Source organism: Citrobacter sp. A316 (assembly GCF_002042945.1).
GTDB lineage: Bacteria > Pseudomonadota > Gammaproteobacteria > Enterobacterales > Enterobacteriaceae > Citrobacter > Citrobacter portucalensis.
Genome location: NZ_MVFZ01000003.1, coordinates 279,680 through 296,169 on the forward strand (window position 1 = coordinate 279,680; position 16,490 = coordinate 296,169).

The 16,490-nt window shown below is 47.5% G+C and carries 14 protein-coding genes; 4 read left to right on the forward strand and 10 right to left on the reverse strand.

Annotated features, from left to right (window positions below; genetic code table 11):
* Nucleotides 1–201 precede the first annotated feature (201 nt).
* Genes BZK41_RS05430 through BZK41_RS05445 form a run of 4 tightly spaced genes read right to left on the reverse strand, consistent with a single transcriptional unit; the run spans nucleotide 202 to nucleotide 4,139 of the window.
* Nucleotides 202–468: a YkgJ family cysteine cluster protein gene (locus tag BZK41_RS05430; RefSeq protein WP_079937447.1), complete on the reverse strand. Its 267-nt coding sequence runs from the start codon at nucleotides 466–468 to the stop codon at nucleotides 202–204.
* A complete protein-coding gene (locus tag BZK41_RS05435) occupies nucleotides 465–2,036 on the reverse strand; it encodes a cobalamin adenosyltransferase (RefSeq protein ID WP_079937448.1) in 1,572 nt (523 codons plus the stop codon). The genes BZK41_RS05430 and BZK41_RS05435 overlap by 4 nt, the downstream gene beginning before the upstream one ends.
* Before the next feature lie 46 nt (nucleotides 2,037–2,082).
* Entirely contained in the window at nucleotides 2,083–3,180 is a 1,098-nt protein-coding gene (locus BZK41_RS05440) for a chemotaxis protein (protein WP_079937449.1), read from the reverse strand.
* 38 nt (nucleotides 3,181–3,218) lie between these two features.
* Nucleotides 3,219–4,139, reverse strand: a complete 921-nt coding sequence (locus BZK41_RS05445) for a WYL domain-containing protein (RefSeq protein ID WP_079937450.1) — start codon at nucleotides 4,137–4,139, stop codon at nucleotides 3,219–3,221.
* Between the two features lie 556 nt (nucleotides 4,140–4,695).
* Between BZK41_RS05445 and BZK41_RS05450 the strand changes: the two genes are divergently transcribed.
* Nucleotides 4,696–5,307, forward strand: coding sequence for a GntR family transcriptional regulator (locus tag BZK41_RS05450; RefSeq protein ID WP_079937451.1), 612 nt, complete (start codon nucleotides 4,696–4,698; stop codon nucleotides 5,305–5,307).
* Between the two features lie 53 nt (nucleotides 5,308–5,360).
* Here BZK41_RS05450 and fucO read toward each other — a convergent pair whose 3' ends face one another.
* The 6 genes from fucO to BZK41_RS05480 all read right to left on the reverse strand — a co-directional run bounded on the left by fucO (nucleotide 5,361) and on the right by BZK41_RS05480 (nucleotide 11,938).
* A complete protein-coding gene (gene fucO, locus BZK41_RS05455) occupies nucleotides 5,361–6,512 on the reverse strand; it encodes a lactaldehyde reductase (protein WP_079937452.1) in 1,152 nt (383 codons plus the stop codon).
* A gap of 79 nt (nucleotides 6,513–6,591) precedes the next feature.
* Nucleotides 6,592–7,488, reverse strand: coding sequence for a dihydrodipicolinate synthase family protein (locus BZK41_RS05460; protein WP_079937453.1), 897 nt, complete (start codon nucleotides 7,486–7,488; stop codon nucleotides 6,592–6,594).
* 29 nt (nucleotides 7,489–7,517) lie between these two features.
* Nucleotides 7,518–8,618 (reverse strand): mandelate racemase/muconate lactonizing enzyme family protein, encoded by a 1,101-nt coding sequence (locus BZK41_RS05465; protein WP_079937454.1) that lies wholly within the window; start codon nucleotides 8,616–8,618, stop codon nucleotides 7,518–7,520.
* A 48-nt stretch (nucleotides 8,619–8,666) separates the two neighbouring features.
* On the reverse strand, nucleotides 8,667–9,662 hold the full coding sequence (locus BZK41_RS05470; RefSeq protein WP_079937455.1) for an aldo/keto reductase: 996 nt from the start codon (nucleotides 9,660–9,662) through the stop codon (nucleotides 8,667–8,669).
* 28 nt (nucleotides 9,663–9,690) lie between these two features.
* Nucleotides 9,691–11,070 carry a PTS transporter subunit IIC gene (locus BZK41_RS05475; RefSeq protein WP_079937456.1) on the reverse strand — a complete coding sequence of 460 codons (1,380 nt, stop codon included), beginning with the start codon at nucleotides 11,068–11,070 and terminating at the stop codon, nucleotides 9,691–9,693.
* 13 nt (nucleotides 11,071–11,083) lie between these two features.
* Entirely contained in the window at nucleotides 11,084–11,938 is an 855-nt protein-coding gene (locus BZK41_RS05480; RefSeq protein ID WP_079937457.1) for an amidohydrolase family protein, read from the reverse strand.
* A gap of 663 nt (nucleotides 11,939–12,601) precedes the next feature.
* On the opposite strand from BZK41_RS05480, the gene BZK41_RS05485 reads away from it, so the two are divergent.
* The 3 genes from BZK41_RS05485 (at nucleotide 12,602) to BZK41_RS05495 (ending at nucleotide 16,467) form a co-directional block, all read left to right on the forward strand.
* Entirely contained in the window at nucleotides 12,602–13,645 is a 1,044-nt protein-coding gene (locus tag BZK41_RS05485; protein ID WP_079937458.1) for a TRAP transporter substrate-binding protein, read from the forward strand.
* Between the two features lie 73 nt (nucleotides 13,646–13,718).
* Nucleotides 13,719–15,593, forward strand: a complete 1,875-nt coding sequence (locus BZK41_RS05490; protein WP_079937459.1) for a TRAP transporter large permease subunit — start codon at nucleotides 13,719–13,721, stop codon at nucleotides 15,591–15,593.
* A gap of 109 nt (nucleotides 15,594–15,702) precedes the next feature.
* The gene (locus tag BZK41_RS05495) at nucleotides 15,703–16,467 is read left to right on the forward strand and encodes an SDR family NAD(P)-dependent oxidoreductase (RefSeq protein WP_079937460.1); all 765 of its coding nucleotides are present in this window, start codon (nucleotides 15,703–15,705) and stop codon (nucleotides 16,465–16,467) included.
* The last annotated feature ends 23 nt before the right edge of the window (nucleotides 16,468–16,490 follow it).

The window sequence follows — 16,490 nt, forward strand, 5'->3', positions numbered from 1 at the left end:
TAAAAATAAAATCACGGTTCAACGTCTAAATTAAATTTGTTGTCTCATGAGATTTCGCTGAATCTCATGAGAATCACAAAAAACCATAAAATCCACGCAATTGCGTGGATTTTTGTTTTCATAGTTTCTCAAGCCATCTCGTAGCAACGCAGCCCATAATGCGCACATATTGACTCTGATTCATTCGTGAGGCACACCGCCCTACAGTTTCTCCAGAATTAAACACGCTTCACGATTAAGTGTAATGAACTCCTGCCAGCTATAATGCTGTTGGTAGTTAAGCTGATACTGCTTCTCTACCTGGCAAATAAGCGGACGTGTTTCATAAATCGCGCACAGCTTTGTCTCCATCTGATAGTGCCGACAAATGCCGTCACCGCGATCGAGAAATTGCGTTTCACTGGCGCGATCGACGTGGCGACAACAAGCGCCGCACTGGTTACAAGGAAACGCGGGCGTTAGCGTCATAGCTTACTTAACCAGCTACGCACAGAGCGGGTATTACCAGCTTCAAACGGTAGCGCAATATTACGGCGCTCAACCTCTGCACGCAGCAACAAACCGCGCTCAATTTCACTATTCACCGCGTTAAGATGCAGCGAGAAACGCGATAACGCAGACGTATCAATAGCAAACTCTAACGCCGAAAGCTCCAGTAGATAACGATCGAGTTCAGCATTCACCTGCTGATAATACTCTAGTGCTTTCTGATACTTATCTTTAAACGTATCCAGAAACGCCCAGACCTTTTTCATCAATGCGCTGTGTTCAAGGAAGTAGTTCATTACCAGCGTCAGAATACCTGTCGCCAGCGCACCGCAGAAAGCGGCCAGTTCAGGACCAAAAGGAAATACGAGCATCCTGGCTAAAGCTTCGTTAACCACCACACCCGCAGCCACGGCCACACCCGCAGCCACCAGCTTGCTCACCGCTTTAGCTAGCTGCCCCGGCGCTAACCCCTCAGGGTTAAAGACCATAACTTTAAAGGCCTGTACCAAATTGTTCCACATCTCACGAATCAGGCGCACCATCATCTTCTTAGTCGTAAAGAAGATATTGAAGAGCGTCGTCGTAATGCTGGAGAGCACACCACCGATGGCACCGTCTTTAAAGGACGTCAGGAAAGTGCTGAATTTACCCTGCACTCGCTGCCAGACTGCGCGTAATGCCTCCGCCGCATCTTGCAGGAAGTCTCCGGCATCGAATGAACGACGATGCTTCTCAAACATCACGGGAATACGTTCGCGGAACTCAAACCAGGTCTCTGCCAGAACCAGCCCCAACATCTGCCGCGTTCCCATGCGAAATGCATTGTTCATTGTGGCGGTGGCGACATTCTTCGCAAACTTGCTGCTGGTGTAATATTCCTGATTGATTGTACTGTTGTATTTTGCCCGCGCCTTTTTGTCGGCCTCTTTCATCCGTTCAAAATCGGCGGCGGCTTTATTCTCCAGCTTATTCAGTTGTTTTTGCTCTTGCTCGGAAAGCGTTGGCTGGCTGCGTAAACGGGCAATTTCCTGCGTGGTCACAGCATGCTGTTCTTGTAGCGTTTGCACGAAGGCATCCATCGTTTTCGCCTTCTTCGCCTTATTCAGCGACTCATTCGTGAAGGTCAGATTTGATGAATCATTAGCCAGATCGGCACCATCGCATTCGGCAAGGATACGCCCTGGATCGTTGTGAATTTCATGGGCGGCAATAATATGGTCGAGGTTCTTTTTATCATTAGCCGCAAATTTCTCACCGGTGTAGGTATCAGTCAACGTACCGGCCTCGTGCGCCTTTTTTCCCGCCCGGTTGGTGGCAATGTAGTTTTTGTGGCTATGGTAATGATGAGAATCATATCCTTCACGTTGCTCGTACCGTTGACGCTCGGCATCGGTGGCATACACTCCCTCGCGAGCGTTATGAATGGTATTCACATCGCCGCCGTGTTTATCCTCCAGCAAGAGAAAATCCAACCCAAAAGAGGTGGTCAGACTCTTGACCACCGTCTGATGTAACTCTTCACCCCAGTCAAACCTGGCTGTGTTCATTGTGCTCGCCCATAGCAATGCCGGGCAGATTCGCCCGGCGAGTCGATTAAATACGAGAAGAAAATGCGTCAAACTCTGAAGCAGAAGCCGCCAGTTTTTCGTCCAGAATCTCTTTGTTCAGCAGGTTCATACCGTTGCTGTCGGTCTGCAGTTGGATCACGCCATCTTCGATAACGGCTTCACCGTTTTCCTGCGTCACCGGCTTGAACAGCGGCGTGGTGATCACGTCGGTCATGATGGCGGCTAATTCATAACCATGGTCGATAATCGCCATGATCTCTTCCGACTCACTAATCTCGGTAGTGATATTCTTCTCATGACGTTCAACAATGATGGCATGCATCGCTTTCAGCGGCTCAAAGTAGTGCTGGATAAAGACGCTATGCATACGGGTGATTGATTCATAAATGCTATTTACATACTGCTGCACCTTCGTCAGCTGCGCTTCAGCCGCATTCATTTTTTCCACCGCCGCAGTCACTTCACGGGAGCTTTGATAAGCATTGTTAAGCGCTTTTTCGGCATGGCTATCGTAAGCCCAGCCCGCAATAGCAATCAGCGGAGCCACCACCGCACCGCCAAGCACCATCGCGCCGCCAGCCATCCCCCAACCGCCTGCCGCCAAAGAGCCGCCACCAATCGCCGCCATTGTGGCGTTATACGCCGCCGCACCAGACAGAGCTGCAATCGGCGTACCGGTAGAAGCTGCTGCAAACGCCATCACACCGCTGTATACGGCGAAACCAGCAGCAGCACCAGACACCCCGGCACCGACGACCGTCGTCAGGTATTCCGTGGCGGAAATAGCCAGGTTCTGAATTTTATTGATGTTATGCTGTGGTACCTTCAGACGAAGATCTTTATGCCCATCTTTCGCCATACGCGCCAGCAGATCGTCGGCAATCGTTTTAAACTCATTGAAATCTTTACCGATCTTCAGCTCTTTTTCACCCAGCTCGGCCAGTTTTTTCGACGTTGTTTCATTCGCCTGATCAAAGCTCTCTTTATGCTTATCAAAGCGACGCTGTGCGCGATCTAATACATCATCAGCTTCCGATTTTTTCTGGTAGCCATCATAAGCTTTTTTGCCGCCAAACGCCGTTGCCGCTGCCGCGACGCCCAGAATAATGAAGGGTAATGCCATAGATAATAATCTCCTGTGCAATAAGTCGTTGTTACCCGCTACGCATCACATTCCTGAACAGGAACTGAGTCGCGATCGCCAGTGATGTAGTTATGCAGTAAGTTGATGACCGTTTTTTTCAACCATTCTGGTTCCAGAATTTCAATATTCGGTAACCAGAATAGAATGAGTGGAATAATTTGATTCTGATGTGCTGCCTTGCAAAGTAAAGTCACGCCATCATTCTCTTCCCGAACCAATTCTTGCTGGGGCAGTAAATCTCGTCTTGCGAAGTAGCCAGCAATACTGTGTTTAATACGCACCCGAACCTCAAACGTCTCTTCACTCACCCAAGGATCGCGATGCTCATCAATTAATGACAGTGTGGGTGTATCGACCGCAAAATGCTCTTTCCGGAGATCCAGCCACCGAATTTTACTTAACGAAAAAGACTTTAGCTTTCCGTCCTCAGTCGCCTGCAGATACCAAATATTTTTCTGGTTAACTAATTTATAAGGATGAACGGTGCGCGTTTTGTCTTTATATAAAATATGACAGACGCTGTTTTTCTGAATCGCTTTTTCTAATAAGTTAAAATACTTTCGCAAATCATTTCTGACTGAATGTTCAGGGCGACCAAACTGAACTCTAACATGCTGTTCTGCAGCTCGTTTTTCCAAGCTAAGCCAAAAATCCTCATCTCTGTCAGGAAAAACCGCGTCGGCGTCCAGCAGCTTTGCCAGTGGGTCATGAAGGGCATAGGCGCTATTATTCTGTGCTCGAATCGGTATCAATCGATACTCTCCGCCACCACACCCCTCAATAAAGGAAGAAAGCATATTAAGATCACGATAGACCGTTCGTTCAGTGATATTAAATTTCTTCATCAACTGATAGCGATTCACAACGCCACAAGTTTGTAGCTCTAATAGGATATCGACTAAACGTTCTGCTGAGCAACTCCTTGCTGAATCAGCCATAAGCACCTACTTTTCTGTTTTCCTGACATGAATTATATATAAAACGCTGACATATCCTGTCAGTGTATCGGCACGCTGATCATTTTTTTTAGAGAAATCGGCAAGTTATTTGACCGTTAGTCGCATTGGGCAATCTTTAGGGGCAAAAAGCTCCCCTCATGAAGAGTAAATACCAGAGACATGACAGCCAAAATACCGCCTGCATACATCCTCAACAAACTGGCTAACGGCTATCTCTTCTAGTAAACCAAATTGAACGTTGAGTAAAAAAACATCATCCGTAGTAAGGATGTGGCTGCGCTGACAACAGAAGATCGAAATGGAGGATTTTACACTTCAACAACCACTAATCGGTTTGCGAAACAGTCGCTGTGACGGGCTGTTAGTCTGCAAACCCACCTTAGCCGTCCGGAGGACTGATTCAGACAGTGCTGGCAGAGGCGTTGAAACACAAGCTAATTCGTTGTACAACCAGGCTTACCCATTGATTTCATAGTGACAAGGGGCTAATTTGTATCTCATTAAACATGATTATGACCCTCATTGAAGCCAGACTATGAACATCAGCGAAAAAACATATCATCAATTGAAGGCCAAAATCATCGCCAATGAGTTGGTGGGGGCTATCTCAGAAAATGAGCTATGTCAGGAACTTAATGTCAGTCGAACGCCGTTGCGTGAGGCTTTGTTTCGTCTGATGACTGAAGGCTGGATTGAGCCTTCCAAAAATAAAACGAAAACCATTAAACCCATTACACTCAGTGAAATACGCGATATTTTTCAGATCCGAAAAGACATTGAAATCATGGTGTTGAATTTGTCATGGGAGAACCAGGACCCGCAACGCTACCAGACAATTAAAGATAAAATTGAAGCCGGTTTTCATGATTCGAATGTGTCTTTATTACTCGAAGCTGATAACGAACTACATGAACAAATGCTATCCGATTGCCACAACGCTATTGTGACTAAAACGCTGACCTTCATGTATGACCGGTTACGCATGCTGCGTTCAGACAAAATGAAAAATGATTCAATCATTGATTCATCCAAAGAACATTTGAAAATATGCGCCGGTATTATTGCCCGTGATATTGAACAAACCCGCGAAGCCATTGCCCACCACGTCAACAACTCCTACAACCGCCTGTTCTCCAGCTTTAAATAGGCTATACAAATAACACGGCCGGAATTTCTCCCGGTCGTGTGGAAAGTTAAACATTAGTAGAGCTGTCGGTACAACGCCTTAATCTCTTCAACACAGGTATCTCGAGGGTTTCCACCGGTACAGACGTCCGCCATTGCCGCAACGGCCAATGCATCGATATCTTCATATTTCATGCCGATATCGCGCAGTCGGGCAGGAATATTTACGTCTCGGTTAAGCTGTGCCACAGCTTCAACGGCCGCCTGACGCGCCTCTTCGATCGGCATCACCATGGCCTGAGTATTGCCCAAAGCCTTCGCAATCTGGCGATATTTGTCTCCTGTAAACTCAGCATTGTAAGCCATGATATGCGGCAGTAGCACCGCATTGGCGACGCCATGCGGTGTACCATAGAATGCCCCCAGAGGATGGGCCATCCCATGTACCAGACCCAATCCGACATTAGAGAAGCCCATCCCGGCAATATATTGCCCCACCGCCATGCCTTCAGCGTCCTGAGCTATTCCCTGTATCGAACCGCGTAGCGAACGCCCTATCATCTCAATCGCCTTTAAATGAAGCGTATCGGTTAATTCCCATGCCCCTTTCGTAATATATCCTTCGATGGCATGAGTCAATGCATCAACCCCGGTTGCCGCTTTTAAACTGGGCGGCATGCTGGCCATCATGTCAGCATCAATAATGGCAACGACCGGAATAGCATGAGGATCGTAGCAAACGAACTTACGTCGGTTCTCTACATCGGTAATCACATAGTTAATAGTCACCTCAGCTGCCGTACCCGCGGTCGTTGGAATAGCAATCATCGGTACAGCGGCATTTTTAGTGTCAGCCCCACCTTCGAGGCTGCGAACATCGGCAAATTCAGGGTTGTTAATAATTATCCCTACCGCTTTACACGTATCCTGCGGAGAACCACCGCCAATGGCGACCAGGTAATCCGCACCCGCCTGACGAAATGCCTCAACACCTTGTTGCACGACGTCAATCGTAGGGTTAGGTATGACCTTATCAAAAATTTGATAAGGCAACCCTGCGTTATCAAGAATATTAAGGACCTTGGTCGCCACATTAAACTGGATAAGATCGTGGTCAGTAACTACCAGCGATTTTTTAAAACCCCGCTTTTTAACTTCATCAACGATAGCGTTAATTGAACCCACGCCAAAATATGAGGTTTCATTTAATATCATTCTATAAGACATATTCTACACCTTATAACAGAGAGGTATAACAGCAATACCGTATTGCCGTAGTACAATGTATGCTGTTATTGATTTTTGATTATTTGACACTGAACATTATGTCGATCTGTTGCGATTCCTGACGGGTTAGTTCCCCCGCGAAGTTTCTTGATTTTTCCCCAGAATACTGAAACTTATGAGCCACCGCAGTTTTAATTGTGGTAACAAAATCATTACCAATATTATAAATAGCAGAAAGTCTGCTTATCTCACGCTGTATGCCAGTAAGTCGGGTAAGATCATTTTCATCCCATGCTTTAATTGCCTGCACAAAAAGTTCGGGACAAATATTATTTAATCCTGAAATAACTCCCGCACCACCCGCAAGAAGATTTGGGATGAGATATTCATCATAACCAGACAGAACAACAAAATCGTCTCTAACGGACGCGACTGACTGAATGATGGCGCGAGTATGAGAGAGGCAATCAACAGTATCTTTAATACCCACAAAATTGGGATATTCTGCCGCTAATTGCGCCACCAGAGCCGCGTCCAGATCGCATCCAGTTCGCGCAGGAAAGTTGTATGCGAACCATTTTCCATTCAGGCGCTGCCCCAGATCGCGGTAGTATGCCAATAGTTGGGCCGGCGTTTGTTGAAAATAGTAGTGAGGTAGAATCATCACTGCTTGATACCCGCAATGCCAGGCCTCTTCTGCCAGACGTATCATATCCGCCATACAGGTAGCTGAGATATTTGCCACCAGCGGCAGCGATGACATTTTCCGTGCCTCGCGGATAAGCATCAGTCGTTCATCCAGCGTTAATGCGGTGAACTCCCCAATACTTCCCATTAGCAATACGACATGAGTCCCAGCCTCTTCCAACCGTCGCAAATGCTGCTGCAGTGCCGATAAATCAATATTTCCTTGTTGATCAAAAGGCGTAATTGATGGGCACCATGCACCGTGAAATTGAGCATGATTTTCAGACATAATATATTCCTGAGAAAATAAGAATTGGTTTATTCAATGACATGATAAACAACAGTATCAGCCTGTATTTTCGGCCAGTCCCACTGAATACCCAAACCGGGTTCTTCTGGCGGAAAAGCGTATCCCTCGCGAATATTCACCTTATTCAGAGTAACACTATCAAGCTGTGGTATATATTCCAACCAACGGCTATTTGTAATGGCGCAACATAATGATATATGCAATTCCATCAAGAAATGTGGACAGACAATTTTGTTAAAACATTCCGCCATATGTGCAACTTTAAGCCATGGCGTAATACCACCAATACGAGCCACATCAACTTGAATAATATCTGCGGCATTATTCTGTAAATACTCTTTGAAGTGCTGGATGGAATAAATGGACTCACCCACCGCAACAGGAATGGTGGTTGACTCACACAATTTCTGGTGAGAATCAACATCATGCGCCAGAAACGGCTCTTCAATCCATGAAAGATTAATATGCTCCAACAATGCTGCTCGCTGTTTGGCTTCCGAGAATTTAAACGCCTGGTTGCAATCAGTCATGATCACGTACTCATCCCCTACCGCTTCACGTACAGCAGTCAAACGCTCGATATCACGCACCGGACTTTCAGAACCAATTTTGATTTTAGAACCGCAGAACCCCTGGGCCTTAACGGCCAGCGCATCATCAACTAATTCCTGAGTAGTTAAATGCAGCCAGCCCCCTTCGGTGGTGTATAACTTCATGCGCGACTTCGCGCCACCTGCGACTTTATACAGCGGCAAATTCATGCGCTTACACTTCAAATCCCATAATGCGGTATCAATGGCTGCTAGTGCCAGAGACGTAATGGCGCCAACCGAGGTCGCATGAGTTGAGAACAGCAATGACTCCCAGATGCCCTCAATCATCGTCGCATCCTGGCCAATCAATTTCGGTAACAGGTGATCTCGTAACAGCGCAACCACAGATGAGCCGCCGGTGCCAATGGTGTAGGTATAACCTTCACCAATTTCTCCACTCGATGTTGTTAAACGAATAATCGGTGTCTCTTGTGATACAAAAGACTGAATCGCATCGACACGTTTCACTTTAGGTTTTAAATCAACCATAAAGATTTCGGCTTTAACTATTTTCATTACATCCTCAATATCTGTTTATTTTTTTCGCAAAGTTACAAATGATGCTTACTGAATACCAATACTGGCCAGTTCATCCCACAATCCCTGCGGAATATCCCAGTTAGCCCAGGCAAAATTAGTCAACGCTTGCTCCACGGATTGAACGCCGCAGGTTACGGTGACCACATTTTGGTTTCTTAATGGGAATTGCAGCGCCGCGGCGCCAATCGGCACGGCATGTTTTACACATAACGCTTCTATCGCATTTACTTTTTCAATAACCTGCGCTGGCGCGGAACCGTATTCATACAACGCCTTAGATTTATCTTTCGCGACTAAAACTCCGGTAGCGAAAGGTGCGGCAACAGCCACCGAAACATTGTTGCTTTCACATTTAGCAAAGAACGCCTGGCGGTCTGTTTCCAGCAGGTTGTAGCGGTTGGCGAGCATTAAGATATCCGGGGCAGCGTTATCCATCACCTCCATCAGGATTGCCTCTTCATTCGCGCCTGCGCCCCAGGCTTTGATATCGCCATTGCGCTTTAGCTCTTCTAATGCCTTCTGCCCTGACTCGCAGAAGGTTTTAAAATGTTGGCGTTCCAGTTCCGTATTGCCGTAGGTATAAGTGCCGAGATCGTGTACATAGAGAATATCGATATAACGGGTTCCCAGTCGCTGGATGGAGTTTTCGTATGAGCGCATGATGCCCTCATAGGAGTAATCAGCCTGGCGGTTAAACGGGTTCTCGTCATAGAAGAACTCCCCCGCCTCAAGACCAGGCTCTTGTTTCCGGGATTGCAGCAAACGGCCAACCTTGGTGGACAAAACATATTCGCTACGCTCCAGTCCGCGTAATCCCAGACCTAAACGCAACTCTGAAAGTCCGCTGCCATAATGTGGTGCAGTATCAAAGTAGCGCCAGCCAACCTGAATGGCCTTATCAACAATATCCATAACTTCGTTATTGCTCAGCGTTCTGAATAAATTAGCCAGACTGGCCGCACCGAAGGTTAAAGAAGGTACACGAAGCCCTACACTTTTAATTGTATTCTGAGTAATCATAATATTCCCCTGATGTTTATCAGTATTCTTAGTCAACTTTTTTTGCAGTTAAGGAGGGCGCTGTCGTTGATTTATTATTAATATTGAAAATCAACTTCAGAACATAAATAATAATCCCGGTCACTACGATAGAAAAAAGACACAAGAGTGCAGGATTCATTCCTTTTAACAGTTCGAACATTTTGTAGAAAATATAGGATATAGCATGTGAACCACCATCAATTGATGAAGCCATCATCTCTTTTGGCACATTCAGTTGCGCCTTTTCGGCCAAAGCCTGCGACACAACAGCGAGATCCGAACCAAACCATAGGATCCCACACACGATGACAATGCCATTAATTAATCCACGGAACATGTTTCCGTTGCATGCAACCGTGCCAAAGACAACAAATATCGGCAGATAAGGGATATCGGCGAATGGCATCATGGTATTAAAAGGCAAAACAGTACTGATCAGGATAGTGAGCGGCACCATCAAAATACCTACAGACAATACCGCAGGATTTTTAAAAGCAATTTCGCCGCTGATACCAAAATAAAGTGATTTTGTTGGAAAACGTTTCTTTACCCATTCAGAGGCAATTTCTGTAATTGGTACCAGACCACTGACCAGCACCCCCGCCATCGTCGGCAATAACACCATTACCGCCGCAAAATTCATCCCGCTCTTAATAATATCGCTGAACGGTAGCGCGCCAAGCATACCGATAATCACCCCCAGAATGGCTCCCATGGCTAACGGACTACCAAAAAAACCTAGTTTGGCTTCAATTTTGCTGAGATTAAGGTCAATTTTGTTAATCAACGGAATACGATCAATTACACGATCCATCAAAAATGCCAGCGGAGCCCAGGCGACAATCTCCGCCTGAGTAATAGTCACATTCGGCGTGTCACAGAATTTCTGCACATGTGGGGCAATGTAATCGGCAATTTTTAGCGTAATAATAAATGTGATCCAACTGGCGAAAATCCCCATCCAAAATGAACCCGTCACCTGTTCAACAATGATTCCTGCAAATACAAAGTGCCAATAATTCCAAAAATCAACGTTAAGGGTTTTGGTGGTGTTGGTTGAAATCATCAACAGGTTGGTGACAAAACATAACGCATACACAATCGGCAGAGAGAGCGCAGCCAGACTGAAGGCGCTAATGAGCGGCCAACCCAGATCCAACACTTCATAGTGAAGATTGAGGTTTTTTACCATCGCTTCTGTCGAGCTGCTGAGTGATGTCACCATAAAACCAATCAGCAACGAAAGACCGAGAAAACCAATACCTACCGTCATTGCATTTTTCGCCGCATCGGCAAGTTTTGCGCCAAAGAGCACGGCAAATAAAAACATAATCATTGGAATGACCACTGCCGGGCCAAATCCGAGAATATATTGAACGACTTCCATAAGTGCCCCCCTGTTACTTTAATGAGTAAACCTTCTCTGCCACGCGATAAAAAAAGTTATCGCTGGAAAAAGACGGGTGAGATTGCAGGTAGTTCTGGTAAAGCTCTAAAGTGTCGGCGTACGGTAATGCCAGTAGAGAAACTGGCCAGTCGGATCCATACATCACTCGCTCATGGCCAAATGCGGCAAAAACTGCGCTAAAATAAGGTTCAAGCTCCTGGCTCGCCTGCTCAGGTCCCGCCCAGCGGGCGTAATCCGCTTCCGTGACAAGGCCTGATAGTTTGCAAAAAACATTGTTGTAAGCCTCACCAATCAACATTAATTGTTCACGCCAGCGGGTAATTTCCCCGTCGCGAACTGCGGGTTTTGCCGCATGCTCGATAACAAAGGTCACCTCTGGACAAGCAGAGATAAGCTGACTAGCCGCCTCCAGCTGTTGGTGCGTAACCAGTAGTTCATACACCAACCCCAGCTCCCCAACACACCGAACCCCCTGAATAAATTGCGGGGTCACTAAATGACACTCTGGCAAGCCTTGAGACATATAGCGGATCCCTTTCAGGTAGCTGGATTTTCTCAGCAGTCTCTGCAAATCCTCTGCAATCTCAGCCCCGTGGTTTATATCCACCCATCCAATAACGCCTTTTACTTCATCGTGCTGCTCAGCTATATCAAGCAGCCATTCGGTCTCCTCAATTGAAGGGATGGCTTGTACTAAAATGGCGCCTTCGATACTGTTTTCAGCCAATACAGCCTGCAAATCGTCAATAAGAAAATCACGACGAATTGCCGCCAGATCGTCTGTAATCCAGGAAAAATGTTCCCCCTGGCACTGCCAAACATGGTTATGGGTATCAATCACTCTCATACTCACCTCCTGTATTCTAATTGTATACAATGAGAATACAATAAAAGTATGTGGTTAAAAGGCAACCACGGAATGCACTATCTGAGTACGGGATCACAATTTTCACGGTTTATCTGTAGGCTAAAAAAGGGACGTAAATGCCCATAACCGCCGTAGAATCCGATGTCACTGAGCTGAACTATTGCATGTGGTTAATGTGCCGGACGCTTGTCCCCCCACTGAAGTTACAGAAGCAGAATGAGCAGATAAAAGCGATGGATGGGTAGGTACGAACTGAAATGTGAGCGTTTCGTAAGTGACGATGTATTGGTACGTTCGCGTTAATAAATAACGGTTATTTTTTTGAAACCCTAAATTTCGGCGAGAGTTTAATACACGACCCAACTTCGAGCCTTGCGTGCTAAACAGTGACTAAACAGCACCCCCACGTTTCAGTTTTGTAAAATCCACCAGCAAATTAGCGATATCCACCACATAATTCACACATCCCTCCAGTTGATGAAAGGAAGCATATTGCATTTACGTAGTGAGTCGGATAGCGTCTGTAACGTTACACTAAAACGTTACAGAAAACAGAATCAGCAATTTTTTCGTTAAACAAGCTGGCGAAGCCCCCTGCCAGATGGCGTTATCACGACCTCTATACTGTGAGAAAGGATAATCATGATGAAAACAACACCGTTTTGTTCAGCCAGACGTTTTCTGGCGCTCGCTTGCCTTAGTAGCGCCCTGATAGCAGGCAGTGTGCTGAGCGCTTCAGCCCAAGCGGCAATCAACTTTCGTGTTTACTCATCTCTTCCGGGAGATGAGTCTTCTGCGCACTATATCTGGTTCAACCGTTTCCAGGAAAATCTGAATAAAAACGAGAAGTTAAAAGGCCAGATTAAACTTAATTATTTCGCCAACGCAATGCTGGGAAAAGAAGCCGATGCCACTCAGCAGGTCCGTATCGGTGCAATTAACATGATGATTTCAGGTACTTCAATCTGGGCTACGCTAGTTCCTGAAGTGGGTGTACTGGATCTGGGATATCTGTTCAAAGACTACGACCAGGTCGGGAAAGCACTGGATGGTAAAGCGGGCGAGCAGCTTTCTAAGCTGATGATGGATAAAGCGAACGTGATGGTGCTGGGCTATGGCTATAACCTCGGCGCGCGCAACGTGTACACCAAAAAAGCAATTGAAAAACCGGAGGATTTAAAGAATCTGAAAATCCGCGTACTGCCGGTACCTAACTTTATCGCCACGCTGAATCACATGGGTGCTGTAGCCATTCCAATGCCGGGCGGGGAAGTCTATTCCAGCCTGCAAATGGGCGTGATCGATGGCGTAGAGCATGATGCACCTACCATCTACGCCAGCAAATACTATGAAATCATCAAGAATGGCACGCTGACCCGGCACAGCTTTAACCCGCTGATGATTGCCATGAATAAGAAGAGCTTTGAGCAGATCCCAGAGTCATTACGTGCCGACGTGCTGGCAGCTGCGAAAGAAGCGACGGAATATGAGCGTAAGCAAGCTAGTCAGAAAGAGCAGGAAGCGATTAAAAACCTCGAAGCCAAAGGCGTCACTTTCGGGGAAACCGATCGCGTGTTCTTCGCGCAGGCCGTACAACCTGTCTGGAAAACTTTCCTTGATAAATACCCGCTTCTGAAACCGATGGTGGACGAAATCAGCGCTGTCGCGCCGAGCGAGAATCCATAAGCCATACATCGTCGACCTGTGCAGTTCCGCCGGTCGGCGATGTTGCCCAAACAAACCATGAAAGGAATTCACCATGGCAGATATTTCAATAAAAACAAAGGATGAAAATACTTTGTTGACGCTGCTGGGGCGGCTGAGTCGGTTTTTGACAACCTTAACGTCCTGGGCTGGGGCGCTGGTGCTGTTTATCAACGTGCTGGTGGTATTCGCTTCGGTGATCTGGCGCTACGCTCTGCACTCACCGATCCACTGGGCGGAAGAAGTGGCGCGTGCGCTGATGATAGCGCTGGTCTTTTTTGGCGTCGCTACCTCGACCGGCAGAGGCGGACACATTGGCGTCGATCTGTTCTTACGCTTCCTGCCTGAAAACGTTCGTCCTTACGTTGTCCATGCCAGCCGCTGGATCTTGTTCCTGGTCTCCGTCGGGCTGGTCGTTTCCAGTTATGATCTGGTGCAAGCTGCGCGATTACAAACCACCGAGACTGGTCTGCCACAGACCATCTATGTCATTCCGGTATTAATCGGCTCTGTGGTGATGATGGTGGCCGCACTGGAGCATGCCCTGCATGAACGCGCCAGAGTGGTGTTGCTTAGCGGTGTTGGCATCATCGTTCTGGCGGCACTAGGTTATCTAAAACTTTCGCTGATGGCCGATCCTGCCAGCGCGGCGGCAGGCCTGATGCTGATTTGCTTCGTACTCGGCATTCTGGCCGGCGTACCGATCGCCTTCACCCTTGGCATGTCCGCAATGGTCTTTTTTATCTGCGACCCTTCCCTGCCCTTTGTCTTTTTCTCTCAGCAGGTGGCTGCGGGCGTAGACCACTTTGTTCTGTTGGCGATTCCATTCTTCTTGCTCGCTGGTGCAGCAATGGAAATCAACGGCATGTCCACGCGTCTGGTCGAACTGATTGTACGTGGTATGGGACGCTTTCGCGGTGGTCTGAACATGACAACCGTGCTATCGATGGCCTTTTTCTCCGGTATCTCCGGCTCCAAACTGGCTGATGTGGCAGCCGTCGGCGGAGTATTAATGCCTGCGGTACGCCGCGCGAAGCAGGACAGCGAAGAAGCCGCCGGTGTATTTGCCGCATCCGCGGTGATGGCGGAGACTATTCCTCCCTGCGTGAATCTGATCGTGATGGGCTTTGTCGCCAACATCTCAATCGGAGCGTTGTTTATCGCTGGCCTGATCCCAGCAGCCTGTCTGCTGGTACTGTTAATGGTCGCCGCCAACCGTTTCGGCGGGAAAATTAACGTCAACGAAGCCTACCCCGTATTACGCCCACGAACTCAGCTTTATCTTGGCGCTGCCGTCGGTCTGGTCATGATCTTCATGATTGGCCGCGGAGTCATGATGGGTATCGCCACCTCCACGGAAATTTCTGCTTTTGCGGTGATCTACGCCATTGTGGTAGGCCGCCTGGCATTTGGTGAACTGACGCTGAAAGCAACGGTGAAAATGTTCGTAGATATCGCGGCAATGTCCGGCGTCCTGTTGTTCATCGTGGCCTGTGCGACCAGCCTCTCTTATGCCCTGACCATTCAAATGATCCCACAACAGATCGCTGAACTTCTGGTCGGGATTGGTATGGAGCAAGGTGCCTGGCTTTTCCTGATGTTAACCATTGTCATTCTGATCATCTTTGGAGCGGTTCTCGAAGGCGCACCTGCGCTGATCATTTTCGCCCCAATTCTGGTGCCGATTGCGATTCAGCTAGGCTTCAACCCACTGCACTTTGGCATTGTGATGATCATGGCAATGGGTTTTGGCCTGTTTTCACCTCCGATCGGCCTTGGTCTTTACACTACCTGCGCCATTTGCGGCGTGGAAATGAAACACGTTATTAAACCTATGACGAAATATTTGGCGGTGGTTTTTGTCGGCATCATTATTGTCGCTATGGCCCCTCCCTTAACCACCTGGCTGCCTGGACTGGCTGGTTACTGATAATTAAATCCTGCATTTGCCACCCTCGGGTGGCAGGGATATCCACGCACAAAAAGCGGTAAAACGTCATAGTCTGATGCCGTTTAAATATGAATAACGGGAGTATAAAATGGGATTATTAAAGGGTAAGAAAACGTTTATTACGGGTGCGGAACAAGGTATTGGTAAAGAGAGTGCGAAAAAACTGATTGAGGCAGGATGCGATATCTATATTCATTATTTCAGTGGTGATGAAGGCCCACGAGAATTAATGGCTCTCGCCGAACAACAGGGCTGTCGGGCGGCCTGTGGTTTCGCCGATTTAACCAATGAAGAAGATGCAGCCCACTGTGTGGCGCAGGCAGCGGAATTTCTTGGTGGTATTGATATTCTGGTTAATAACGTTGGCGGCATTATTTCCCGCAAATGGCTTGGTGAGATTGAGCCACATTTCTGGCGCACGGTCATCGACGTCAATATGACGACGATGCTGAATGTCACTCAGCAAGCATTACCCTGGCTGAAAGACGCGCCGGACGGAGCCAGTATCGTCAACCTGGCCTCTCTGGCCGGACGCTCTGGCGGTCATGCAGGTTCTCTGGTTTATTCCACCACCAAAGGCGCAGTACTAACCTGGACACGTTCGCTTGCTGCAGAACTCGGTGAACACGGCATCCGCGTCAATGCGGTTGCTCCGGGACTGATTCTGGGTACGCGTTTTCATAATCAGCACACCACGCAAGCCTCAGCAGATCAGACAATACAAGCCATTCCTCTGGGAAGAGCTGGCACACCGGAAGATGTGGCAAGGGCTATCTGTTTTCTCGCTTCAGAATATGATGGTTTCATTTCCGGCGCAACTATCGACATTAATGGCGGTATTTACCGGGCATAAATATGTGGCGGGCAATAATGCCC

Bases quoted from the DNA above. Each gene is read 5' to 3' on its own strand.
- BZK41_RS05485 (WP_079937458.1), top strand. From the start codon at position 12,602: ATGATGAAAACAACACCGTTTTGTTCAGCCAGACGTTTTCTGGCGCTC.
- fucO (WP_079937452.1), bottom strand. From the start codon at position 6,512: ATGTCTTATAGAATGATATTAAATGAAACCTCATATTTTGGCGTGGGT.
- BZK41_RS05490 (WP_079937459.1), top strand. From the start codon at position 13,719: ATGGCAGATATTTCAATAAAAACAAAGGATGAAAATACTTTGTTGACG.
- BZK41_RS05445 (WP_079937450.1), bottom strand. From the start codon at position 4,139: ATGGCTGATTCAGCAAGGAGTTGCTCAGCAGAACGTTTAGTCGATATC.
- BZK41_RS05495 (WP_079937460.1), top strand. From the start codon at position 15,703: ATGGGATTATTAAAGGGTAAGAAAACGTTTATTACGGGTGCGGAACAA.
- BZK41_RS05440 (WP_079937449.1), bottom strand. From the start codon at position 3,180: ATGGCATTACCCTTCATTATTCTGGGCGTCGCGGCAGCGGCAACGGCG.
- BZK41_RS05480 (WP_079937457.1), bottom strand. From the start codon at position 11,938: ATGAGAGTGATTGATACCCATAACCATGTTTGGCAGTGCCAGGGGGAA.
- BZK41_RS05435 (WP_079937448.1), bottom strand. From the start codon at position 2,036: ATGAACACAGCCAGGTTTGACTGGGGTGAAGAGTTACATCAGACGGTG.
- BZK41_RS05475 (WP_079937456.1), bottom strand. From the start codon at position 11,070: ATGGAAGTCGTTCAATATATTCTCGGATTTGGCCCGGCAGTGGTCATT.
- BZK41_RS05460 (WP_079937453.1), bottom strand. From the start codon at position 7,488: ATGTCTGAAAATCATGCTCAATTTCACGGTGCATGGTGCCCATCAATT.
- BZK41_RS05450 (WP_079937451.1), top strand. From the start codon at position 4,696: ATGAACATCAGCGAAAAAACATATCATCAATTGAAGGCCAAAATCATC.
- BZK41_RS05465 (WP_079937454.1), bottom strand. From the start codon at position 8,618: ATGAAAATAGTTAAAGCCGAAATCTTTATGGTTGATTTAAAACCTAAA.
- BZK41_RS05470 (WP_079937455.1), bottom strand. From the start codon at position 9,662: ATGATTACTCAGAATACAATTAAAAGTGTAGGGCTTCGTGTACCTTCT.
- BZK41_RS05430 (WP_079937447.1), bottom strand. From the start codon at position 468: ATGACGCTAACGCCCGCGTTTCCTTGTAACCAGTGCGGCGCTTGTTGT.